At 56.8% G+C, this 19,155-nt stretch carries 35 protein-coding genes; 16 read left to right on the forward strand and 19 right to left on the reverse strand.

Annotation, left to right across the window (positions count from 1 at the left end; translation table 11 throughout):
* Window positions 1–2: 2 nt before the first annotated feature.
* The 17 genes from N7E01_RS02155 to N7E01_RS02235 all read right to left on the reverse strand — a co-directional run bounded on the left by N7E01_RS02155 (window position 3) and on the right by N7E01_RS02235 (window position 8,885).
* Entirely contained in the window at window positions 3–842 is an 840-nt protein-coding gene (locus N7E01_RS02155) for a head maturation protease, ClpP-related (RefSeq protein ID WP_289174446.1), read from the reverse strand.
* Window positions 820–2,055, reverse strand: coding sequence for a phage portal protein (locus N7E01_RS02160; RefSeq protein ID WP_289174448.1), 1,236 nt, complete (start codon window positions 2,053–2,055; stop codon window positions 820–822). The genes N7E01_RS02155 and N7E01_RS02160 overlap by 23 nt, the downstream gene beginning before the upstream one ends.
* Before the next feature lie 6 nt (window positions 2,056–2,061).
* The gene (locus N7E01_RS02165; RefSeq protein WP_350494906.1) at window positions 2,062–2,322 is read right to left on the reverse strand and encodes a hypothetical protein; all 261 of its coding nucleotides are present in this window, start codon (window positions 2,320–2,322) and stop codon (window positions 2,062–2,064) included.
* Complete coding sequence (locus tag N7E01_RS02170; RefSeq protein ID WP_289174452.1) at window positions 2,250–2,543, reverse strand: hypothetical protein; 294 nt, start codon at window positions 2,541–2,543, stop codon at window positions 2,250–2,252. Before N7E01_RS02170 ends, N7E01_RS02165 begins: the two co-directional genes overlap by 73 nt.
* Complete coding sequence (locus N7E01_RS02175; RefSeq protein ID WP_289174454.1) at window positions 2,521–3,750, reverse strand: terminase large subunit domain-containing protein; 1,230 nt, start codon at window positions 3,748–3,750, stop codon at window positions 2,521–2,523. Before N7E01_RS02175 ends, N7E01_RS02170 begins: the two co-directional genes overlap by 23 nt.
* Before the next feature lie 3 nt (window positions 3,751–3,753).
* A complete protein-coding gene (locus N7E01_RS02180; RefSeq protein ID WP_289174455.1) occupies window positions 3,754–4,059 on the reverse strand; it encodes a hypothetical protein in 306 nt (101 codons plus the stop codon).
* A 63-nt stretch (window positions 4,060–4,122) separates the two neighbouring features.
* Complete coding sequence (locus N7E01_RS02185; protein ID WP_289174457.1) at window positions 4,123–4,479, reverse strand: hypothetical protein; 357 nt, start codon at window positions 4,477–4,479, stop codon at window positions 4,123–4,125.
* Window positions 4,476–4,781, reverse strand: coding sequence for a hypothetical protein (locus N7E01_RS02190; RefSeq protein WP_289174460.1), 306 nt, complete (start codon window positions 4,779–4,781; stop codon window positions 4,476–4,478). The genes N7E01_RS02185 and N7E01_RS02190 overlap by 4 nt, the downstream gene beginning before the upstream one ends.
* Complete coding sequence (locus N7E01_RS02195; RefSeq protein WP_289174462.1) at window positions 4,778–5,098, reverse strand: HNH endonuclease; 321 nt, start codon at window positions 5,096–5,098, stop codon at window positions 4,778–4,780. The genes N7E01_RS02190 and N7E01_RS02195 overlap by 4 nt, the downstream gene beginning before the upstream one ends.
* A 1-nt stretch (window position 5,099) precedes the next feature.
* The gene (locus tag N7E01_RS02200; RefSeq protein ID WP_289174464.1) at window positions 5,100–5,309 is read right to left on the reverse strand and encodes a hypothetical protein; all 210 of its coding nucleotides are present in this window, start codon (window positions 5,307–5,309) and stop codon (window positions 5,100–5,102) included.
* Between the two features lie 251 nt (window positions 5,310–5,560).
* Window positions 5,561–6,082 (reverse strand): DNA-binding protein, encoded by a 522-nt coding sequence (locus tag N7E01_RS02205; RefSeq protein WP_289174466.1) that lies wholly within the window; start codon window positions 6,080–6,082, stop codon window positions 5,561–5,563.
* A complete protein-coding gene (locus N7E01_RS02210) occupies window positions 6,079–6,519 on the reverse strand; it encodes a RusA family crossover junction endodeoxyribonuclease (RefSeq protein WP_289174468.1) in 441 nt (146 codons plus the stop codon). Before N7E01_RS02210 ends, N7E01_RS02205 begins: the two co-directional genes overlap by 4 nt.
* Before the next feature lie 178 nt (window positions 6,520–6,697).
* Window positions 6,698–7,039 carry a hypothetical protein gene (locus tag N7E01_RS02215; RefSeq protein ID WP_289174469.1) on the reverse strand — a complete coding sequence of 114 codons (342 nt, stop codon included), beginning with the start codon at window positions 7,037–7,039 and terminating at the stop codon, window positions 6,698–6,700.
* Window positions 7,036–7,818 (reverse strand): DUF1376 domain-containing protein, encoded by a 783-nt coding sequence (locus N7E01_RS02220; RefSeq protein WP_289174471.1) that lies wholly within the window; start codon window positions 7,816–7,818, stop codon window positions 7,036–7,038. Before N7E01_RS02220 ends, N7E01_RS02215 begins: the two co-directional genes overlap by 4 nt.
* A 52-nt stretch (window positions 7,819–7,870) precedes the next feature.
* Window positions 7,871–8,311: a class I SAM-dependent methyltransferase gene (locus N7E01_RS02225; protein ID WP_289175713.1), complete on the reverse strand. Its 441-nt coding sequence runs from the start codon at window positions 8,309–8,311 to the stop codon at window positions 7,871–7,873.
* Window positions 8,312–8,358: 47 nt separating this feature from the next.
* Entirely contained in the window at window positions 8,359–8,568 is a 210-nt protein-coding gene (locus N7E01_RS02230; protein WP_289174473.1) for a hypothetical protein, read from the reverse strand.
* Window positions 8,565–8,885: a CII family transcriptional regulator gene (locus N7E01_RS02235; RefSeq protein ID WP_289174475.1), complete on the reverse strand. Its 321-nt coding sequence runs from the start codon at window positions 8,883–8,885 to the stop codon at window positions 8,565–8,567. The genes N7E01_RS02230 and N7E01_RS02235 overlap by 4 nt, the downstream gene beginning before the upstream one ends.
* A gap of 92 nt (window positions 8,886–8,977) precedes the next feature.
* Between N7E01_RS02235 and N7E01_RS02240 the strand changes: the two genes are divergently transcribed.
* Window positions 8,978–9,142, forward strand: a complete 165-nt coding sequence (locus N7E01_RS02240) for a hypothetical protein (RefSeq protein WP_289173580.1) — start codon at window positions 8,978–8,980, stop codon at window positions 9,140–9,142.
* A 67-nt stretch (window positions 9,143–9,209) separates the two neighbouring features.
* Window positions 9,210–9,608 (forward strand): hypothetical protein, encoded by a 399-nt coding sequence (locus tag N7E01_RS02245; protein WP_289174477.1) that lies wholly within the window; start codon window positions 9,210–9,212, stop codon window positions 9,606–9,608.
* Between the two features lie 88 nt (window positions 9,609–9,696).
* Here the strand turns inward: N7E01_RS02245 and N7E01_RS02250 are convergent, their stop codons facing one another.
* Window positions 9,697–9,936, reverse strand: a complete 240-nt coding sequence (locus N7E01_RS02250) for a transcriptional regulator (protein WP_289174479.1) — start codon at window positions 9,934–9,936, stop codon at window positions 9,697–9,699.
* A gap of 85 nt (window positions 9,937–10,021) precedes the next feature.
* Here N7E01_RS02250 and N7E01_RS02255 point away from each other — a divergent pair, with 85 nt between their 5' ends.
* From N7E01_RS02255 to N7E01_RS02290, 8 genes are all read left to right on the forward strand, one after another.
* Window positions 10,022–10,708 carry a S24 family peptidase gene (locus N7E01_RS02255; RefSeq protein ID WP_289174481.1) on the forward strand — a complete coding sequence of 229 codons (687 nt, stop codon included), beginning with the start codon at window positions 10,022–10,024 and terminating at the stop codon, window positions 10,706–10,708.
* A gap of 155 nt (window positions 10,709–10,863) precedes the next feature.
* A complete protein-coding gene (locus N7E01_RS02260; RefSeq protein WP_289174483.1) occupies window positions 10,864–11,193 on the forward strand; it encodes a hypothetical protein in 330 nt (109 codons plus the stop codon).
* Window position 11,194: 1 nt separating this feature from the next.
* Window positions 11,195–11,812 (forward strand): hypothetical protein, encoded by a 618-nt coding sequence (locus N7E01_RS02265; RefSeq protein ID WP_289174485.1) that lies wholly within the window; start codon window positions 11,195–11,197, stop codon window positions 11,810–11,812.
* Between the two features lie 880 nt (window positions 11,813–12,692).
* Window positions 12,693–13,202 (forward strand): hypothetical protein, encoded by a 510-nt coding sequence (locus tag N7E01_RS02270; protein ID WP_289174487.1) that lies wholly within the window; start codon window positions 12,693–12,695, stop codon window positions 13,200–13,202.
* A gap of 179 nt (window positions 13,203–13,381) precedes the next feature.
* Window positions 13,382–13,669: a hypothetical protein gene (locus tag N7E01_RS02275; RefSeq protein ID WP_289174489.1), complete on the forward strand. Its 288-nt coding sequence runs from the start codon at window positions 13,382–13,384 to the stop codon at window positions 13,667–13,669.
* Window positions 13,670–13,671: 2 nt separating this feature from the next.
* Window positions 13,672–13,875: a hypothetical protein gene (locus N7E01_RS02280; protein ID WP_289174490.1), complete on the forward strand. Its 204-nt coding sequence runs from the start codon at window positions 13,672–13,674 to the stop codon at window positions 13,873–13,875.
* Window positions 13,872–14,681: a RecB family exonuclease gene (locus N7E01_RS02285; protein ID WP_289174492.1), complete on the forward strand. Its 810-nt coding sequence runs from the start codon at window positions 13,872–13,874 to the stop codon at window positions 14,679–14,681. The genes N7E01_RS02280 and N7E01_RS02285 overlap by 4 nt, the downstream gene beginning before the upstream one ends.
* A gap of 5 nt (window positions 14,682–14,686) precedes the next feature.
* Window positions 14,687–15,511: a hypothetical protein gene (locus tag N7E01_RS02290; protein WP_289173571.1), complete on the forward strand. Its 825-nt coding sequence runs from the start codon at window positions 14,687–14,689 to the stop codon at window positions 15,509–15,511.
* On the opposite strand, the gene N7E01_RS02295 is transcribed toward N7E01_RS02290, so the two are convergent.
* A complete protein-coding gene (locus N7E01_RS02295; protein WP_289173570.1) occupies window positions 15,463–15,759 on the reverse strand; it encodes a hypothetical protein in 297 nt (98 codons plus the stop codon). The two genes, N7E01_RS02290 and N7E01_RS02295, sit on opposite strands and share 49 nt — an antisense overlap.
* Window positions 15,760–15,807: 48 nt before the next feature.
* Between N7E01_RS02295 and N7E01_RS02300 the strand changes: the two genes are divergently transcribed.
* The 6 genes from N7E01_RS02300 to N7E01_RS02325 are packed head-to-tail and all read left to right on the forward strand — an operon-like array spanning window position 15,808 to window position 19,145.
* Window positions 15,808–16,074, forward strand: coding sequence for a hypothetical protein (locus N7E01_RS02300; protein WP_289173569.1), 267 nt, complete (start codon window positions 15,808–15,810; stop codon window positions 16,072–16,074).
* A gap of 2 nt (window positions 16,075–16,076) precedes the next feature.
* Entirely contained in the window at window positions 16,077–16,766 is a 690-nt protein-coding gene (locus N7E01_RS02305) for a ribosome modulation factor (RefSeq protein WP_289174494.1), read from the forward strand.
* Window positions 16,766–17,062, forward strand: a complete 297-nt coding sequence (locus N7E01_RS02310; RefSeq protein ID WP_289173567.1) for a hypothetical protein — start codon at window positions 16,766–16,768, stop codon at window positions 17,060–17,062. The genes N7E01_RS02305 and N7E01_RS02310 overlap by 1 nt, the downstream gene beginning before the upstream one ends.
* A 3-nt stretch (window positions 17,063–17,065) precedes the next feature.
* Window positions 17,066–17,347 carry a hypothetical protein gene (locus N7E01_RS02315; protein WP_289174496.1) on the forward strand — a complete coding sequence of 94 codons (282 nt, stop codon included), beginning with the start codon at window positions 17,066–17,068 and terminating at the stop codon, window positions 17,345–17,347.
* Complete coding sequence (locus N7E01_RS02320) at window positions 17,344–17,616, forward strand: AAA family ATPase (RefSeq protein ID WP_289174498.1); 273 nt, start codon at window positions 17,344–17,346, stop codon at window positions 17,614–17,616. The genes N7E01_RS02315 and N7E01_RS02320 overlap by 4 nt, the downstream gene beginning before the upstream one ends.
* Window positions 17,532–19,145, forward strand: a complete 1,614-nt coding sequence (locus N7E01_RS02325; RefSeq protein ID WP_289174500.1) for a recombinase RecF — start codon at window positions 17,532–17,534, stop codon at window positions 19,143–19,145. Before N7E01_RS02320 ends, N7E01_RS02325 begins: the two co-directional genes overlap by 85 nt.
* Window positions 19,146–19,155 lie beyond the last annotated feature (10 nt).

Raw genomic sequence — 19,155 nt, forward strand, 5'->3', positions numbered from 1 at the left:
CTTTATCCTCGTAAAGTCTGGGTAAGGTTTTGCAGCATCGCTGCAAGGTTATCGCCAGCGCTCGGCGTGGCATCGTTTTCGGCAGCGCCCGGCTTGCCAGAAAATAGTGACTTGAAGGCATCGCGCCGTGTCGAGCGGCTGTACCCGGCCTTGGCCATAGATGCTTCAATCATGGCAAGGGCGCGTTTTTCGCCGCCTGCCTTGGTATCTTTTGTGATCTGCTCACCGTCAATCATGCCGGTGGCAAAGCCATCCTCGACAGCCTGACGGGCACCGATCCATGTTTCTTTGTCCATCATGGCCGCCGTGTCTTTGGCGCTCATGCCGGTACGGGCCGCGTAAACATCAGCCATCGCGGCATCAAACGGGGCCAGCTGCTCACTTGCTGCCAGCATGTCGTGTCGGTTGCCAATAGCCACCGCCCAAGCGTTGTGAATCATGATGAATGAGCCGTCACCCATCAGAATTTCATCACCCGCCATGGCAATCACCGATGCAGCGGAGGCCGCAAGACCCATGACGCGAACAGTCACCTTGGCCGGATGCTCGCGCAGCAGGTTGTAGATCGCAACGCCCTCGAAAAAATCGCCACCGGGTGAGTTGATATTGACGGTCACATCTTTGGGGCCAATTGATCGCAGTGCTGCGCCGATACGCTTGGCGGTCACACCAGATCCGTCCCAGCTCTCACCAATGGCGTCATACACCGAAATTGACGTATCACCATCGACAGCCGAACGGATAGCAGGCTCCCAGCGTTCAAGCGCATCAGGGCGCATATCAAATTGCGCCTTGCCGATGGCATGCGATGCCTGGATTTCAGGCAGTTTTAGCAGGCTCATTAGCTGCTCCTTGTTGTTGCATTGGGTTTTTCAGCAGGTTTGCTGTTTCATCCGCCGAAACGGGTAGCTCGGAAAGCCCGCGGACCTCGTTTTGAGTCATCCACGGAGCATGGCCACCAGAGCCAAGCGCCTTGGCAAAGAAGTCGGCCTGGTCTTTCAGCGTGCCGCGCATCAGTGCACGCTCATTGAATTTGAAGTAAATCTTGCCCAGCTCAGCATCCGTCAGCAAAGACCGGGCCAACGCCTGCTCCCACGCGACGAACCGCTCAGCCAGGGTGAACTGCACAAAGAAAATGGCCAGCTGCTCGATACCAGAGCCCCAGCTGGTGTCGTCCATCATCAACAATGGCCGGGGCACACCGTAAAGGCGGGCGATTTCTTCAATCTGGTGGTTCCGGTTCTCGATCTGCTGAGCTTCTCGGCCAGTCGTGCTGAACTTGTTGGCCTTGGCTCCTTCCTCAAGAATCATCCAGCTCCCGGCGTTACCAGAGCCCGAATAGTCTTCGCGCATGGATTTACGCATGCGCCCGTAAGCCGAATCTGACAGCGCATTCGGGGTTTCTATCGCCCCGCCGGCCATGACGCCAGTTGCAAATACGCGCCCTGCTGCCTGCTGTGCCTGCAACGCCAGGTTGATTGCCTCGCTTGCCAACTTTTGACGCGAAAGCCCGGTCTCGCCATCAGCCGACATATCGCGCAGGTGCAGCATCTCCTCGGCAGGCAGCGTAATCATGCTGCCCTTGCCGTCAGTCACCTGGTATTCCATGCGCCAATCACCGCGTAGCTTAGCTTTCACGCGGTCGTATTTCAGCGGAATCAGCCGAATCGGTCTGCCGCCAGCGCGAATGATCCGCGCATAACCATCGCCATGCTGCAAAACACTCAGTTCGAGCTGGCTTTTGAACTCCATCGGGGTCTGCCAGTCGTTAGGCTTGAGTTTGATCAGCCGGTAAGCCGGGTGATCTTTGGCTACACGCTTTTCATCGCCCTCAACATACGGCGAAACTGGCAGCATGCCGATGGCACGGGAAATCAGCGACACGCAACGAAGCACAGCCATGTTGCGAAGCGCTTTGGTGTCGGAAATTGCGCCAGCTCGGACATACTCCAGAAAGGCTGGGTCATCAAAGCCATTGAAGGCGACCCCTTCGGCACGCGGGCGCGACTGTGCCACCGCCTTTTCACGGCGGAACAGTTTGAATAAATCCATCATTTACCTTTACAGAAACCTGATGCCACGCGTTTCGTAAACAGATTGCCCGGACGCAGCCGGGTTCATCGCCATCAAATGGGCCGCATCAAACAGCGCCATCAATGGGTCAATTTTTGCAGTGCCTGAAGCCTGCTTTGTGATCAGTATCGAGTTGGCGCGCTGCTCAATCCGCGCATTACCAACGCACCAGGCCATCATGGGCCGACCACAGTGAACGAACGTGCCTTCAGCCAGCTTGCGCTCAACGGTCTTGATCGTGCCGCCCATGCGGTACCCTGGCTGATACCCGTCAGCAGCTCATCAGGAATCTCAGCCTCGGCAAACGACTCTTCAAAGTTGATACCGATCTGATCCAGCCCAATGGCGTTTTGCTCGGGGAACAGACCGCGCCGGTGAATATCGGCCAGAATGGCTGCCAACTCCTGAACGTCCTGACCAATGCGCTCAACCAGTGACAGATCACCCTCAAGGGCGAAGTCGTTCAGCACTGGGCGCAATCTCTTTGCGTCGCTCCATGACCGAAGGGTGTGCCCAGGCCCGGCCCCAGTGAAGCCAGCGCCCGGTTTCTTTTTCCCGACCGATGACGGCCAAACCGAGCAAGTCATCCAAGCCGCCGCCATCGACCCCGGCCACAACCACATCACAGCGGTCCAGCAAGGTTGCCAGCGATAACCCCGGGTCGGCGCGTAATTGCCAATGATCTGCACCAATCCAGCGGTCATTGCGCAGGTTCATGCCGATTTCGACATTCAGGTGTTTTGCGGCGAACTCAAGATATTTGTCAGCACCGCCCGCCATATACTCGGCATGCAACTGTTCAATGCGTTCGATATCAACGGACAGCCCCCAGTTCGGGTTGGTCACATACGCATTTTGCAAATCACGGTAGGCCTTCTTTTCGACCATTTCCGCAGGAAACTCATAGAGCACGGGCAAGAACCGCTTGTTCTCAATTTCACCATCGCGAACCTTGCGGGCATACTCCAGCTTCTGACGAAACACGCCTGCCGGCGGTTGCTCGGACTGCGTGGTGGCATAAATCACGAACCCCTCAGGGCGCGAGGTTAGCCCGCCCGTAGCTTCAAGCAGCATGTTGCTGGCTTTGGCTTTTTTGCCGAACTCATGCAGCTCGTCAATAAACACGCCAATAGCTTTTTTGCCTGATACCGTATCGGAGTCTGCGGCCACAACCTTGAGCGTAGCGTTGGTTTCGTAATGGGTTACCGTACGAATATGCTCTTGCACCAACAGCAGCGCCCGCAACTGCTCATCTTCTTCGATCATGTCCCTGATCGGTTTGAAAGAATTGTCAGCCACCTCTTTGGTCGGTGCAAGGATGATGAACTCGCCAGATTTTCGCCAATTCAGGATCAATGCTGTCAGCATGATGCCGGCGGCGATTGTGCTCTTGCCGTTTTTCTTGCTGATGAGCAACAGGAATTCGTTAATCAGACGTCGGCCTGTATCTGGGTTGTAGGCCCCAAAGATTGCCCCCACAAACTCCATCACCCAGGGCCTGGCCGCCTCGGCCATCGTTGGGCTACCGGCAGCGTCCACGATTCGCAGACTTCCGAAAAGCTCAAGCGCTTCCTGGGCCTCTGCCGGAAACAACGGAGGGCAAGGGATCAGGCTCTCGCCGGCCAGAATACGGCGCTCCCAATCAGGGCAAGCCGTCGACCATTCAATTTCAGCCATTGTTCACCACCAGCTTCGGGGTTGCTTTGGCGCCAGTCGCCCGCGTGCCGCTTCCGCCGCCGCTTCTTTGCGCGCGTCCTTTTTCCCACCATCACCAGCCTTTACATGCGTGTATTGAACAGCGGCAATCGCTGCCCGCACCTGCAAAGCCGTGGCCTCAACTTGACCCAACGCCACCTTCTGCAGCATGTCCAGCATGCTGTCAGCTTCAATCTGCACCGGCGCACTCTGCTGCTCAGCCGCCGGCGTTTTACGTGGGCGGCCAGCGCCAGAACGTGCGCCGCCGCTTCGTCCTTTGACTCCAGCCATTTGAATTCCAATTTGAAAAGGGGAAATTTTCTCTACATGAGGTACCGGGCGGTTTCCGGGCACTCAGGCCCCTGAACTTTTACCCCCGGGGTGGGGGCTAGGCTCAACAAACAGAATCAAAGGCAGGTCATCACCCAGATAACGAAACACCACCTCACCTTCCTTTAGGGCGGGTTCCTTCTGTATCAGAACCTCGGTGCCATCCAGTCGTCTTGCGAACTGCTTGCCTACCACTTCACGTTGCTCTATGCGCCCACCTACGCGCACAGCCATCAGTTCTTTCACCGGCTCGATTGCGGCCTCTTGGCGGGGTTGATCCTCGCCTTGCTTTAAGCGAATGCCGCAAGCGGACTTCTCCGCATGACACCCTGCCTTGAGTCCATCGCACAGATAAAACCCCAGCATATCCCGCAGTCTCATTCGGCCTTCTGAGGTTTGGTGTTGATGGCTCGCGGCTCGGCCTCACCCAAGACCTGAACCATAACCACATCATCCTTTTGTGGTTTTGCTGCGTGATCATCAATGATCTCAACCGTCACGTCGGTGAAGATGCCGTGGCTGGTGTCGCGCTTCGTGAAGTGCGCCCGCCAGGTCACGCCCTCTCGGTCAAGGCTTACGCCAACCTTCTCAGCCACGTGCTCAGCAATGATTCTCAGGACCGCATCGTTATCGACTGTGGCGCGATGCACATCACGATTCTGTTTGGTGGTATTGATCTTCATCCCGTCACCTCCTCAGCAGACTTATCAACGTGACACCCAGCCTTGCGCCCATCCGGCAGCCTCTCAACGCACATCACCTGGCAGTTCACCTCGGTATCCTGGCCGCCCTGGAACAGCGGCACGATGTGGTCCAGCTCAAACCCATGAGGGAACACGGTCAACTTGCCGCAGCACACGCAGCGCGGGTTGCTGGCCCAGACCTTGAGCCGTCGATCCTGAAGCCTGCGCCCAGTCATGCGGACCTCGCGGGTCGTGGCTGTCTTGCGGGTAGGCTTTGCAATGGCCAGCTTGGGCTTGAGCATCTTCAGTCTGGCCATATCAACCAACCTGCGTCGTGAGGATCTGAGCATCAGCCACGACATCGAGCACGTCCACTGCCACGGTCAACCGGGCACGTAAGTCCTCACCAGGCCGTAACGGCAAAATCTCAATCTCAATCACCTTTGGCACTCGCGTTCCATCAGGCATAAGCACCTGGGTACCGTGGGCCGTGCCATCAGAGATGACGCGGATGCCTTGCGTAACCATGGCGACTCCCAAAACAAAACCCCCGCCGAATCTGCTGACTCAGGCGGGGGCGAAAGGCCGGCGAACCGGCAGGACGGAAACAAAAAAGCCCGACGCTTTTGGCTATCGGGCTCTGTGGGCGCAGCTATGCACCTTATCGATTAGGTGCCATTTTTGCGGTCTTTTACCGCAAAGTCAAGTTTCTGATGCAATAAACCCTGATTCGGCCAACAATATCTCGGCTGCCCGAGCGGCCACGGTATCAACGCCCATCACCCATTTTTTGGTTTTTTGGAGCGGTACCCGCGAAGCCAGCCATCAACCAGCGGGGCCTCGCTTTCAACCGTACGCAGACTGACCCCAACCTTTTCCGCGACATCAGCCAACGTGCCGCCGGCACCATAGAACCGACGCACCAACTCGGTACGCAAGCGGTACCGCCCTGCCCCGCCGGGGATTGCTTCGGCAGCATAAGCACCAACAGCACCAGCAGCTGCCTCCCAGGCCAGGTTTCGCCGTTGCTCTGAACAGCAGGCACTACCGCACGAACACGGGAAACTCATGGGGCCAAAGCGTACGGCCAGCACCGCACGATGCATGTTGGGCAGTCGCTCCAGCCGACTGAGGATCATCCCGGCCTGACCGGCACCGTCCTGCCCAGCCAATCCTTTGCCCTCGCCGACAGGCGCAGTGGCCAACCGATTCATCAACGGCCGGTCGTACTGCTGGTGGGAGTAATTGAACGCAAACCGCAACGCATCAGCGGCGGATTTAAACAGCACATCGTCGCTCAAAGCGAACCTCCTGAGGTTTGTGAAATGTAGGGCGAAACGGTCACCTGGGCGCAGGGCGTAGCACCGTAAATTTTTCTCAATCGCAGCCCAACCACCTGCACATCGTCAACCCACACAACACCGTTGACGGCATCGAAAATGGCTTTGACACAGTTATCCGCATCCGGCTTTGTGGTGGGCATCACCGCCCCGGCCAGTGCGTCAGCCTGCTTGCGCTTGGACCATGAGACAGGTACCGGCAACACCAAGGTCATGAACACCTCGACAGGGCCTGTGAGCAGCGGTTTGCCTGCCATGGCCTGTCTGGCTGCCAGTGCTACCGTGGACTCGTAGGCCACCGTTTTTTGCGGGGTGTAGAGCGTGATGTGCTTGCCTCGGGCGGCAGCCTTTGGGCGCGCCTTGGCAACAGGTTTGCCGGGTACCGTGAAGCGGATCATGACCCCTCCTTGAGCATTGCTTTCACGCGCTCGGCCATCTGCGAACCCATACGCTCGAATGTCGCCAGCTGCAGCCTCAGTGTCAGGCTTTTGTTCGAGCTTCGCAGGTGCCGAATCTTGCGCGCCATGCAATCCCGGCAGTCCCAGCGGTACACGCGAGTTTCAGTTGTGCAGCAGGTCATACGCTCACCCCGTAGTCGGCACGCAACATGGCCTTCTCGCCCTCAGACAGCTGAGCTGCAGCAAAGACGCGAGCCTTGAACGTGGGGGCCAACTCGCCAGACTCCTGCACAATCCCCAGCTCCTCGCCCTTGGCCACGATCCCAGACCACGACACGGCCCAGTGCTTCGGCGGGGCTGCCGATGGTTGGCGGTTCAACGCACTGTCGCCCCCGGGCGGCTTGAGCACCTTGGCCAGAAACACGTCGAGAAACCCCGCGTTGATGGGCCCATGGTCTTGCGCCAGCTCGCGGTCAGCAACGGCCAGGTCGTAAGCTTCACGCAGTTGTGCCTCGGTCACACGCTTTTGAGCCCAGACCAAAAGCCTGGGGTCACTGCTGGTGACGGTCGATGCCTTACCCCGTTCCTTCTCCCACCGGCGGACCAGCACGGCATAGCCTGCAGGAGTGTCCAGGCTGGTGGGTTTCGAAGGTTCCGAGGAAGGCGGCGGCGGCGGATCGTCGCCAGCCTCGTGTGCGTGTGTGCGCGTAGGCGGGGAGATGCCGCCGCCGCTTCTTCTTTTATATATGTCCCTGTCCCTGTCCCTGTCTTAGCCGTGACAACGCCGTGACTTTCGTTGTGACTTCCTTTAGGTGTCACAGTGACAACCTTGTGATTGTCCGTGACAATAATCTGTATTCCGTGTGACGCCGCTACTTTTCTCAGGTGTGACGTACTGGTACCTTTCGCTGGCAGAATCACGCCGATGTCACGCAGAGCACCAAACAACAACTTGCGGTCTTCACGTTCCTCACGCTTGCGATCATTGTCACCGTCTTTGCTGGCCTGGTGCTGCTCGCGTCGAGACATTGCGTTGATAGCCTCCTGCGCTATCACAGGGTGATACAGACGACCGTCACTACATTTGATGAAGCCACGAAGCGCCATGGCTTTGACCTTGCGCCAACCGGCCAACTCTTTGCCAGCCAAGTGAGCAAGAATGCGGTCATCATCAGGCAACGAAGCTGCCGGCTCTTGATTCCAGCTCTTGCACCACAGGCGCAGGGCTGTCTTGAACTCTTCGCCCGTGGACAAGGCCATCATGTCACTGTCGAGCAAGCGCTCGGTGTGCAAAGGCATGAACGGTAAGCCGCGCAGGTTGCAGTCAGCTGGTGTTAAGGGGTCCGGTAAATCAACCATTTTTATGTGCGCCCTTCATGAACGTCATCCAATGAGTGCGCTCCCTTCGGCCTGACTTATGACCAAACAATGGCGCATGAGGGGTCAGTGTCAGGATTTGACTCACCGGTATTTGGGTCTCGGCCCATTTAAAGATCAGGACGCCTTCAGGCTTGAGGACGCGGAAGCATTCAGCGAAACCGCGCCGCAGATCATCGCGCCAATCATCACCAAGGATTCCGTACTTGGCACGAAGCCACGAACTCTGACCGGCCCGGCGTAGGTGCGGGGGATCAAATAAGACCAGCCGGAACGATTCATCTGAAAATGGCATATCCCGAAAATCCATGTTCAGGTCGGGGGTGATGTTAAATGCCCGACCATCGCATAGCGTGTGCTCTTCGCTTCGGATGTCACCAAACAAAGCGCGCTGGTCTTGCTGGTCGAACCACATCATGCGACCGCCGCAGCATGGGTCGATAACTGCCGGAGGGTTGATACTCACGCCCCACCCCCATAAGCAAACTTCTTGCGCAGCTCATGAAACCGCTTTGCTGCGGCCGGGCATTCGTCCAGCTCGCGCCGTGACTTCACACCACACAAGCGGCGCAGGCTGGCCGCCGCTTCATCGGCATCGTTGACGCCCAGATAAGCCTGAAACTTCGCGTTGCCGCACATGATGGCGGCATGGCGTGCGTTTGACTGATTCATCCTTGCGCCCTCCTGTTTTCAGCCTCAACCCGAGCCTGCAGATATTTGAGCGCCATACGCTCGATACCCAGCAACTCCTGCTGGTCGACCACTACTGCATCCGTGGAGGCCAACTGCAAACCCAGCGCTGCCAGTAGCTGGCAAAAGCCGTCCAGGCCTTCCTTCTGACGACTCACGGTACTGGCCGAAACGCCCATTCGATCCGCTGCACGCTCCTGAGTGACCTCTGCAAGTCGGCGCAATATTTCGCCTTGGATTCTTGCGCCGATCTTGCGTGTGCTTTCAGCCTGATCGGCTGATACTGGCTCTGTATTCATAACTCACACCTACTGGGAAAACGACCATGGACCAACAGATCACTCGGAAACTGCGAATGGACATGCCGAATAGAACGCAACAGACTGCGCTCATGGAAAAGAAAATTGATTACGAACTGATGGATCAAGCCGAAGTGCTGGCGCTGACGCTGTTCGGGCCGCACGCCGAGTGCGAACACATCGAGGCGGTGTACGAGCGGCTGGTTGCGAATCAACAGCTTGGGTTGAGCTTGGCCAGTGCAATTACGGTGCATTGAGAGAGCCAATCCCAATCGATTAAGCTCAGAGATTCCAGTAACTAAACTTTTCCGAAAAGGATTGGCCATGATTGAATGGATAGCGGGCATAACTTGGCGTGATGTGTTTTTTATGTTCTTCGGATCTGCTCTTGTTTGGGTTGTCTTGGGAATCGCCAGATGGTTGATTTCCGACTGGGTTAAATCCATCACATCGAACCCGTTGAGAGTTGTCAGATATTGGTTGATGGTCCTTTCTATGGCTGGCGCACTATGGCTCAGCGAGCGGCCGGAATTATCTTCGCGTGAAACGCTATACATGATCATCCTCAGCTTCGTGGCGTACTGGTCGATGACGGCCCAACACCAAGAAAATATTGAAGAGCAAAGAAATAAAAGCGTAGATACATGCGCCGATAAGGAAGAACTGAAACGATCTGCCATTAACCATCAAGGCGCCAACAAACGAGAGAGCAGCGACGGCTAGCATGAACATCGCTTCCATGACTTTTGAATCACTCATACGGGGTCACCTGCTTATCTTTAAAGAGGGCGGACAGCGAAGGTGCATTGAGTCAGGCATTGGGCGGACCCTTCAGCTCGGGCCAGATTTCATGCCAGTCATCGGGGCGCAGGTCGCGGCGAGTGACTGCACCGCCGGATTCCTTCTCGATGCTGACGCACAGCTTCTCGCCAGCGAGTCGGTACCCGTATGCGATGTTTCGGAGAAATGGCCACGACGTCCTGCAGCGGGCAGCAAAGTCCTTGCGCTCGTTGACAGTCATGGAAGAGAGAAAGCGTTTTAAGAGTTCCATGGCCTAAATATACATCAAACGATGTACCCATGGAACATAAATTGATGAATTCACCAAATCATTACCATCTGGTGTAATTGCGACCATGATCGAAAAATCTGACCCACGCGTTACGCGACGACAAAACCTTCAGTATCTGGTCGATATGTATGGACAGGCTCAGGTCGCCAGGAATATGGGCAAACCAGATCGCCAGATCGCTGACATCGTCTCCGGCAGAAAAGGGTGCGGCGAACGACTCGCGCGCGATATGGAGGCGAATTGGAAGCAGTCCACCGGAGAGGTTATCGACCTAAGCTCAATCGGTATGGCCCAGGACCGCGAAGACGAGGAGAGAGCGCTGGGTACAGCTGAATACATCGGCCCAGCCCCAAAACAGATGCGGATCCCTGTCTCTGGCTTCGCCAAGCTCGGCGAAAACGGCTGGTATGAGGAGATAAACGCACCGGGCTCTGAAGGTTATGTAGAAGCCTCTTCGTCAGATCCAGATGCCTACGTTCTGTTGGTTAAAGGCGACAGCATGCACCCGGCGATACGCAACGGGTGGTACGTGGTTGTCGAGCCCAACAAGCAGCCCTGCTCGGGCGAGTACGCCGCGATTCTGTTGCGTGATGGCCGCAAGATGGTCAAAGAATACCTCTACAGCAGCGGCGATACGATCGCGGTTGAGTCCGTGAACGGCGGCGAACGACTGTCACTTGCAAAGCAGGATGTGAAGGTAGTTCATGCGATTGGCTCAGTGCTGATGCCGAGTAAGCATCGAGATATGTGACCAGTTCACGACTGCAGCACCACAGCCTAACCCGCACCCGGTCTTATCGACCGAAACTTGTTAGGTAAGTGTGAAAAGTTGGCGGGCGTTCCTAAAAAGATCAGCAAGGCCCGGTTCCGCATGAAAACCTTAATTTTATAAATCAAAGGAAGAAAATGATGAGCGAAAGTACAGAAACAAATATGCCAAACCAAGATGCAGTAAATGATGACCCTGCTGCCTTGAAGGACGCTGAGATTGAGCGCCTGAAGCGTGAAGAGAGGATTGCCGCAATGATCCCAGGGCTGTACTCAAATCGATTCTTTGTTTTTATTTCTGACGTTGTTAAGATATCGTTCCTGGAAACGACTCATCTCAGCGAGATAGCTACAAATCCTCAATCATCTATCATTCTAAGCCGCGAGGATGCGAAGGGGCTGCATCGACTATTGGGCGAATTATTGCGCGCTGACGGCAACGTAGACGCAGGAGCCGCAGGGCGTTAATATGACTGCAACCCCTGTCACCACAGCCCCAGGCCGCCCGGTGCTGAGAATTATACGTAGCGGAGGAGGAGGCACTCATCCTTCCTTAACTGGCAGCGCTGGCGGTCAAATTGAACATGAACTGGGTTCCCAAACAGAGCAGATTACAGGCAAGAATGCTATGGATTATGTAGGCCGTCCTGAGCTCGACGCCAAACTAGAAACCATCGAAGCAAGGATGGATGGGCGTCTTGCACGCATTGAGGACAAGTTCGCTGCAATCGACAGACAGTTCGGCGATGTTCGCTCCCTACTTTCCGAGCAGCGTTCCGAGCAACGGTTGCTGATTTCCGAGCAGAAGTCAACGGCATGGAAAGCCGCTGGTGCCGTTATAGGATCACTGGGGGTAATGTTCGGGATCTACGTTGCAGCATTCGATTCCGGCCGCGACACAGCCAAGCTAGCAGCAGAAGCGCAGTCGGCTGCCGAAAAATCACAACGCGATGTCGCTAAGTTGCTACAAGAAATGCAAACGACAGTTAAGGGTGTCAACGAAGAGGCCGAAAAAGCATTGACGCAGATCCGAAAATCAGCTGACGAGATAAATGCCGCCCGTGACGTGTCGTCGCCGCCACGATGATACCATTCCTCAGCTCTTCCGTAGAGTAAAGCAGCCCCACCAGCCATAACGCCCAACCCCTCCCAGCGAGGGGTTTTTCTTTGGCTGTTTTCGCCCGCCCACCCCCGCCCCCCACCAGACAGCACCATCCACAGCCGCCATCGAGGCGGCTTTTCCGTTTCTCGGCCCCGGCCCCCAGCAGTACTTCCCTCCTCCCAGTCTCACTCGTTCTGATGGTGATCTTGCTTGCAAGCTTAACAAAAATACATCATTTGATGTTGACACAACATTCATCATTTGATGTAATTCAATCTACAGCAGTACCCCGCTCTTTAACAAACAGACAAACAAGCCGATGTTGCTCACCGCTACCAATACTGCGGTGCTCGTCCGGCAAAAGCATCCGTGAGTATGGTTCACGGCTCTGCGCGGGGCGTCCTTCCCTATCCAATCCAGCCAAAGCGCGGTAGACGGATGCAACAGGTGAGGTGTAGGCGACCAAGAGCAGAAACGGCTACGCCAGTTGGAATGCTGGCAATCGACAGGGCACCGACCTGGAGCTGCGCAATTTGGTGGAAATCCACCAGATTAGAAGCGGGAGTAGCCAGGCGGGCGCTGTCCGGAAGTTATCCGAGACCGCATTCAACGAGTGCGGTGCCTGATAACCCTATGGGAGAAAAGATGGAAAGCAAAAAGATCGGCAGACCAAAAAAGATGGCGGCCCTATGGTCCAAAAATCCATCCGGCTACCTCACGATCAGTGGGCACTTATCAATAAGCTGGCTTTCGAAACACAAAGAAGCCAAAGCTGGATTATCTCGGCGATTATCGAATCAATGACCAAATCTGGCGCAATATATATAACTTTCGGCCCGCTCGTGGAACTCAAGAAAGGCGAATCATGACAGACAAGCACGCAAACATTCGAGCCGCCTTGGAAGCCAGCAAGAGCGATAACTGGATCTTCGCCAAATACGGCCCGAAAACATTTGGGGTTGGCATTGCAGGCGGCCCAGCATTGATGATGGCGCGACCAAGCGACGTAACGGATGCAGATGAGGTGAAACAGTTACTGAATGAACTGTTATTGGCACGCAAAGCTGTTCGCCCTCTATTAGAAGATTGTGACGAGCTTGAGGCTCTTTTCAACATGCGCTACCAAGCAGACCTGAGAGCGATTTCTATGTGGCGAGCCGCTGGCGATGACCGTGAAATGAAACTGCCAGACCGTGCGGATTTGTGCTTGTTTTTGCTGGAGCGAGAGGATTTTCTACTTTCGACCTTGAATGAATTGATCGATGCGATTGATGGAAATTTCTCCGGCAATGACGATGACTCAGAAGAAACCCTCATGACGGCGCTCAACGCAGCAAAAAACCTGATCCGCACGACGAGGAAGTGGCAGACATAAAACGCTGATTGGTCCCCCATTTCGTTGTTGCCATCAAACCTAACCGGTACCGAGTAAGAGTACCGGCCCAACACCTCCTCTCAGGGCCACGCCATTGCGCCCTACTCCACTACATCCCAAAAAACAAACGCCAAACGGTCAACGCCGTTGATCGTGGCTGTCCGCAACAGGAGCAAATCATGCTGATCAACCCCCACTACATCATGGCCCGCCGCCGCGCTGAACGGTACGACCGGCAGAGCCTTGAAGTCCCTGCGTACGCACGCAAGCCCTTGAAAGGGCCGTGCAAACCCGTGCAACCCAAGGTTGCAATCGGTTCTGGGCGTTTCCCTGGTCAACAGATTGAACTGATGCCAGCGATTCACACGCCGCCGGCGCACGAGGTATCCGACTCGTTGGGCGGTCAAGCGCTGCTGGTGATTACTTTGGTTGTTGGCGTTCTGTCGTTTGCTGTTGTGGGGTGGTGAGCATGGAACACAAGCAAATTCCTGAAGCCCTGCTCGAGCTGCAGCTCGCACACCGAATCATTCGTAACGCCCTGGCCATCATGACGCCGAATCAAAAACGGATCTGGGCAGAAATGAATGCTGATGACGGCTGCGACGGCGAAGGCATCACGCGCGCCAACGAGCGCGAGGCGGTGATTGCGAAGATGCAGAGAGGTCAGCCATGACCCCATCCGTCTACACCGTCCGCGCCAGCGGCTGGGGCAGTCTGTTTGACTGTGCTTACCGATGGGAAGGCGAGCACCTGCTCAAGATCCGCAAACCTGCGGGCATGCGTGCCCTGCTCGGCACCAGCGTTCACGCCGGTACCGCCGCTTATGACCAGGCACGCATCGATGGCAGCAACTTGACCATTGACGAAGCCGCCGGCGCACTGGTCGATTCCCTGCACAACCCTGAGTACGACGTGGACTACCGTCAAGACGGCATCAGCCTGCGCGAAGCCGAACAGATCGGCCTGGCGCTGCACGTTCGCTACTGCACCGAAATCGCGCCCCAGTTCGATTATCTGGAAGTCGAAACCAAACTCGATCCCATGGAAATCGACTGCGGGGGCGGCATTGTCATCCGACTGACCGGCTCAATGGACCGGGCGCGTGTCGCCAACCACGGTACCGGCGTCGTCATCCCCGACGTAAAGACCGGTAGCCGGGTCGTCTCCAAAGGCGTTGCCCAGATGAAGGGCCGCAGTGCCCAGACCGGCACCTATCAACTCATGTACGAGCAAACACGCGGCATCCGAACCGAGGGCGCACAGATCATTGCCCTGTCCACAGCCGGGCGTAATGAGGTTGCCGTCAGCCCGATCTTCGACGCCCGCCGCGTCATGGTCGGTACCGACGACACGCCCGGCCTGATCCAGCACGCCGCCGAAATGTTTCGCGCTGGCCTATTTCCACCCAACCCCCAAAGCCCGATTTGCAGCGAGAAATATTGCAGCCGTTGGGCAACTTGTATCTACCACGAGGATTGACTCTTATGAATGCACCCGCAACCACCGTCCAGCACTTGCGCCAGCCTGCCCCACGCACTGACATTGCCATGGGCTTTGGCAACTTGGAAAGCTTTGAACTCATGCAGCGCGCCGCCAAGCTACTGGCGTCCAGCACGCTGGTGCCCGCAGCCTATCGCGCCGAAATCCATAAAACCAACCGCTACGGCGAAATCACCGACACGCGCCAAAACCCTAACGCCCTGGCCAACAGCGTCGTGGCCCTGAATATGGCCCAGCGCATGGGGGCGGATCCATTGATGGTGATGCAGAACCTGTACATCGTCGAGGGCCGCCCATCCTGGTCATCCCAATGGATCATTGCCGCAATCAATGGGTGTGGCCGGTTCTCACCGCTGCGCTTCGATATCAAGAGCCTGGGCAAAAAGAAGGTCGAGTACATCACTTTCTCGTGGGAAAACCAGAAGCGCCAAGAGGTACGCAACACCATCGAAATCGAAGACAAGGTATGCGTTGCCTGGGTCATCGAAAAGGAAACGGGTGAGCGCCTGGAGTCACCCGCCGTGTCGATTGAGCTGGCCGTGAAGGAAGGCTGGTTCACCAAAAACGGCAGCAAGTGGCAAACCATGCCTGACGTCATGCTGCGGTACCGAACCGCCAGTTTTTTCGGCAAGCTGTATGCCCCTGAATTGCTGATGGGCCTGCAGACAACCGAAGAAGTCCACGACACCATCGACGTAACCCCTAATGCAGAAGGCGTTCTTCAGGTCGAAGCTGAGACGTTGCGCGAGACACCAGCCAGTCAAACAGCACCGCGCACGCGCCGCCCCGCCCCGAGCCGGAGCAGGTAACCGATGTAGCAACCACAGAAGAAGCTGGCCAGCCACAAACGCCAACGCAAACCGCTGACGAATCCGCAGCCTACCTCGACGCCGAAAAAATACAGGCCTCGATCCTGTCCGCGAAAGATCACGACGTCCTGGCCATTGCTGCCGACAGCATCCAGGACTGCGCCCCCGAACACCACGACGCCCTGCAATCGGCCTACCGCAAGCGCCTGGATGAACTGGATGGCGTCGTGCACACGCCCGAGCAGCAAACCACCACAACCCGCACGCGCCGCGCTGCGCCCGATATGGAGTAAGCCATGTTTGCGAAGCTCTTCGGCACAACCGGCCAAGTGCTGGTTGTGCACCAAGCAGATGACAACGGTAATCCGTGCATTCGATTCTCGTGCAAGCCCAATGGCTTAGGCGTGTGCTCTTTTGGCTTGACCTGGGATGACACAGACGAAGGCTGGGACAAGGCCGAAAAAATGTTTTCTGAAATTAACGAAGCTGAAGCAAGAGCGATTGTGCAGGAGTCATTTCAGCCCTTCTTTTCCAGCTTGACCGCTGACACCACGGAGCAATAAGCATGACCCAAGATAAAGACATCCGCGAAATGACCGCTGACACGATTGGCCGCGACATCCTTCAAGCCCTGGTGCAAGAAATCAAACTGCTGCCTGACCTCTGGATCAAGATGACCCAGAAGAAGCAAGACGACATCATCAACCGCCTGCGTGCCCGGGTCGAATACAACGTGCGCATGGCCGTTCATCTGATCGCCAGCGAAAACCGTACCACCATCATCGGCGACCTTGAGCAGGTGACCAGCAAAGACGGCATCAAAGCGCAGTTCAAGATTTCATCGAACAGCAGTGGGCGTCATCACCTGTTCGACAGTGTCGGCAAAGCCTGCCTGATCGTCATTGCTGATGCTGAAGAAACCGTTGGCGGAATGGAAGACATCAAGGGCGAGTCCGATCAGCGCAGCATGGACCTGGGCAAGGAATACACCGACCAAGACGGCGACGGCATGGATCGCAGCGGTGATGACATCGTTGATGCAGAAATCATTTCCATTGAGCACCAGCCCCTGCAGGTTGAGCTGCAGCAGGCGTGGGATGACGGGTACACCGCAGCCGAAGAAGGCAAGCCAGAGAGTGACTGCCCTGTGATGGCCGGGCCCCTGCGCATCGAATGGGTGAAGGGCTGGAAAACATGGCACGAAGAACGCGGCACTCAGAGTGAAGACGCCGACACCACCACGGAGGGTGCGTGATGTCGATTACTCGAAAGCTGATCCGCGTTGACGGTACCGAAACGGTGCTCGTAGGGCCCCACGCACTTCGCGACATCGCACAAATGATCGGTGCTGACACGCTCGACGTGGTGATGCTTCGCCACATGGGCGAGCCGCTTCACACGATGCTAGTTGATGACGAGGGCGCGGTTAAAGGTTTAGCCGTGAATGAAAAAGCCACCAGGCTGTATCACCTGAACTGCGCCCCCGGTGCCACATGGGAAATCCACGGTGACGTGATCATCGTTCCCGATGGCGATTTTGCGGAGATTTGAGAAATGGATATTAAAAAAGCAATTGAGCGCGTCAGCTCCCTGAAAGAAGCAGCCCGTCGTATTGACAAGGCCATTGAGCGCAGCGAGTTCAAGGGGTACGGCAGGCCGGTTCGTGTATCGGCGGATGTATATGTGGAAGACGCGGGCGACATTCGAGTCATGCTTGATAAAGAAGGCTGCATCGCGCTGCTGCGTGCCACAAAAAACGAGTACGAAGCTGAGATAACCAAGCTGCAGCCCGTCATCGACATGGCTAATGCAGCATTGAAAGGAGTGCTGTCATGAAACTCACCCACATCAGCATCAGCAACGTGCTGGGCATCGCCGCCGCCGACATCGAGGTCTTCACGCCGGTCACCTTGTTCTGCGGTCCGAACGCCGCCGGCAAGAGCAGCATCCGCGAAGCCGTACGCGCCGCATTCCTGGGCATGCCAGAGCGCGTGCTCAAGAAAAAGACTTTGGCCAACTGGTGCACGACGGCGAGAAGGTCGGCAGGGTCGATATCGAGTTCGACGGTGGCGCGGCCGGCTTCCTGGCGCCGAAGGGCGAAATGATGCTGCGCCACAGCTTCACGATGGACGCCTGGGAGCCCATCGAAGCCGCCCTGCCCTATTGCCTGGATCCCGCACTGTTTGGCCGGGCCAGTGCCGACGAGCGCCGTCAGTTGCTGTTCACGGTAACCGGTGCCAGCGCCAAGACTTCAGACATTGTCGAAGCAATGAAGCAACGCGGCCTGGTTGAAGACGTTATCAACGCCGTTACCCCCATGCTGCGCAGTGGCTTCCCAGCCGCTGCAAAGTATGCCGAGGAACGGTGCCGTGACGCCAAGGCGGCATGGAAAGCCGTCACCAGTGAAACGTACGGCCACAAGAAGGCCGAAGACTGGGCGGCGACCGCCCCCGAGGTTGACATCGCAGAACTGGAGCAGATGGCCACCCAGGCCGAAGCGCTGAAAAGCAAACTCGGTACCGAACAGCAACGCCTGGGCGCAGCCGAGCAACGCTGGAAGGCTTGGACCGCTTACCAGCAGCAAGCCGAAGCCGACGCCAAGGTCTTTGCCAAACTGGAAAGCCTGGAAAAGAAACTGGACCACGACCAGAGCGACCTTCTGAAATGGCAGGACAAGGTCAAAGTCTTGGAAGGCATGGCCGGTACCGGGCCCCGGGTGGGGCTGGTGCATGATTTGGCGGCTTGCCTGGATGACGTTTACAACGAGGGCGACAACAGCTTCACGATTCCAGCAGATCTCGATGCTCGAATTTTGGCTGCGTTCAGACAGTACGAGGCCGCGCACGGTCCACTGGACGCCCAAGCCGACCCTGACGCTGCTGCCCAGCTTCCGGAAGCCATTCGCGCCCGCGACTTGATGCAGAGCGCAGTCAATAACACCCGCCGTGACATCGATGCCGCCAAGGCTGCCGGGGCCCGGATGGGACAAGCGCCTGAACAAGTCACTGAAGAAGCGGTTGGCGAAATCCAAGCCATTATCAGCACGCACAACCGCGAACTGGCTGATGTCACCGCACGACTGGACCGGCTTCGTCAAACACAACAGGCTGCCAAACTGGCCGAACAGAACACCGCCAAGGCGCGTGAACATCATGCAACGGCACAAGCATGGCAAACGGCCATTGATGCCCTTTCACCCGACGGCATCCCGGCAGAAATCCTGCGCCGTGCCATCGGTCCCGTAAACCGCGAGCTGGCACGCTGCAGCCAGGCATTCGGCTGGGGCCAGGTCGTCATCGATGGCGAAATGGGAATCTACGCAAAAGACCGGGCCTATGCCCTGCTATCGGAGTCCGAGCGCTGGCGTGCAGATGTGTGCCTCGCCCTGGTGCTGGCCGACCTATCAGGTGCGCGCCTGGTGGCCATTGACCGAATGGACGTACTGGAGACACGCGCACGGGGCGGGTTCATCGACGCCCTGGATATCCGGGCCGAAGAAGGCAAGTTCGATACCGCTTTGGTGTTCGGCACGCTCAAGGCCTTGCCGGATCTGTCCGCCTACCCGCAGACGACAGCCCACTGGGTTGACGCCGGCGCACTCACCACCACTCAACACGAAGCTGTGGCCGATTGAGGCCCAACCA

It is taken from the genome of Neopusillimonas aromaticivorans (assembly GCF_030344915.1).
Classification (GTDB): domain Bacteria; phylum Pseudomonadota; class Gammaproteobacteria; order Burkholderiales; family Burkholderiaceae_B; genus Neopusillimonas; species Neopusillimonas aromaticivorans.

Bases quoted from the DNA above. Each gene is read 5' to 3' on its own strand.
- N7E01_RS02155 (WP_289174446.1), bottom strand. From the start codon at position 842: ATGAGCCTGCTAAAACTGCCTGAAATCCAGGCATCGCATGCCATCGGC.
- N7E01_RS02160 (WP_289174448.1), bottom strand. From the start codon at position 2,055: ATGATGGATTTATTCAAACTGTTCCGCCGTGAAAAGGCGGTGGCACAG.
- N7E01_RS02165 (WP_350494906.1), bottom strand. From the start codon at position 2,322: ATGGGCGGCACGATCAAGACCGTTGAGCGCAAGCTGGCTGAAGGCACG.
- N7E01_RS02175 (WP_289174454.1), bottom strand. From the start codon at position 3,750: ATGGCTGAAATTGAATGGTCGACGGCTTGCCCTGATTGGGAGCGCCGT.
- N7E01_RS02180 (WP_289174455.1), bottom strand. From the start codon at position 4,059: ATGGCTGGAGTCAAAGGACGAAGCGGCGGCGCACGTTCTGGCGCTGGC.
- N7E01_RS02185 (WP_289174457.1), bottom strand. From the start codon at position 4,479: ATGAGACTGCGGGATATGCTGGGGTTTTATCTGTGCGATGGACTCAAG.
- N7E01_RS02190 (WP_289174460.1), bottom strand. From the start codon at position 4,781: ATGAAGATCAATACCACCAAACAGAATCGTGATGTGCATCGCGCCACA.
- N7E01_RS02195 (WP_289174462.1), bottom strand. From the start codon at position 5,098: ATGGCCAGACTGAAGATGCTCAAGCCCAAGCTGGCCATTGCAAAGCCT.
- N7E01_RS02200 (WP_289174464.1), bottom strand. From the start codon at position 5,309: ATGGTTACGCAAGGCATCCGCGTCATCTCTGATGGCACGGCCCACGGT.
- N7E01_RS02210 (WP_289174468.1), bottom strand. From the start codon at position 6,519: ATGATCCGCTTCACGGTACCCGGCAAACCTGTTGCCAAGGCGCGCCCA.
- N7E01_RS02220 (WP_289174471.1), bottom strand. From the start codon at position 7,818: ATGCCTTTGCACACCGAGCGCTTGCTCGACAGTGACATGATGGCCTTG.
- N7E01_RS02225 (WP_289175713.1), bottom strand. From the start codon at position 8,311: ATGTGGTTCGACCAGCAAGACCAGCGCGCTTTGTTTGGTGACATCCGA.
- N7E01_RS02230 (WP_289174473.1), bottom strand. From the start codon at position 8,568: ATGAATCAGTCAAACGCACGCCATGCCGCCATCATGTGCGGCAACGCG.
- N7E01_RS02235 (WP_289174475.1), bottom strand. From the start codon at position 8,885: ATGAATACAGAGCCAGTATCAGCCGATCAGGCTGAAAGCACACGCAAG.
- N7E01_RS02240 (WP_289173580.1), top strand. From the start codon at position 8,978: ATGGAAAAGAAAATTGATTACGAACTGATGGATCAAGCCGAAGTGCTG.
- N7E01_RS02245 (WP_289174477.1), top strand. From the start codon at position 9,210: ATGATTGAATGGATAGCGGGCATAACTTGGCGTGATGTGTTTTTTATG.
- N7E01_RS02250 (WP_289174479.1), bottom strand. From the start codon at position 9,936: ATGGAACTCTTAAAACGCTTTCTCTCTTCCATGACTGTCAACGAGCGC.
- N7E01_RS02255 (WP_289174481.1), top strand. From the start codon at position 10,022: ATGATCGAAAAATCTGACCCACGCGTTACGCGACGACAAAACCTTCAG.
- N7E01_RS02260 (WP_289174483.1), top strand. From the start codon at position 10,864: ATGATGAGCGAAAGTACAGAAACAAATATGCCAAACCAAGATGCAGTA.
- N7E01_RS02265 (WP_289174485.1), top strand. From the start codon at position 11,195: ATGACTGCAACCCCTGTCACCACAGCCCCAGGCCGCCCGGTGCTGAGA.
- N7E01_RS02270 (WP_289174487.1), top strand. From the start codon at position 12,693: ATGACAGACAAGCACGCAAACATTCGAGCCGCCTTGGAAGCCAGCAAG.
- N7E01_RS02275 (WP_289174489.1), top strand. From the start codon at position 13,382: ATGCTGATCAACCCCCACTACATCATGGCCCGCCGCCGCGCTGAACGG.
- N7E01_RS02280 (WP_289174490.1), top strand. From the start codon at position 13,672: ATGGAACACAAGCAAATTCCTGAAGCCCTGCTCGAGCTGCAGCTCGCA.
- N7E01_RS02285 (WP_289174492.1), top strand. From the start codon at position 13,872: ATGACCCCATCCGTCTACACCGTCCGCGCCAGCGGCTGGGGCAGTCTG.
- N7E01_RS02290 (WP_289173571.1), top strand. From the start codon at position 14,687: ATGAATGCACCCGCAACCACCGTCCAGCACTTGCGCCAGCCTGCCCCA.
- N7E01_RS02300 (WP_289173569.1), top strand. From the start codon at position 15,808: ATGTTTGCGAAGCTCTTCGGCACAACCGGCCAAGTGCTGGTTGTGCAC.
- N7E01_RS02305 (WP_289174494.1), top strand. From the start codon at position 16,077: ATGACCCAAGATAAAGACATCCGCGAAATGACCGCTGACACGATTGGC.
- N7E01_RS02310 (WP_289173567.1), top strand. From the start codon at position 16,766: ATGTCGATTACTCGAAAGCTGATCCGCGTTGACGGTACCGAAACGGTG.
- N7E01_RS02315 (WP_289174496.1), top strand. From the start codon at position 17,066: ATGGATATTAAAAAAGCAATTGAGCGCGTCAGCTCCCTGAAAGAAGCA.
- N7E01_RS02320 (WP_289174498.1), top strand. From the start codon at position 17,344: ATGAAACTCACCCACATCAGCATCAGCAACGTGCTGGGCATCGCCGCC.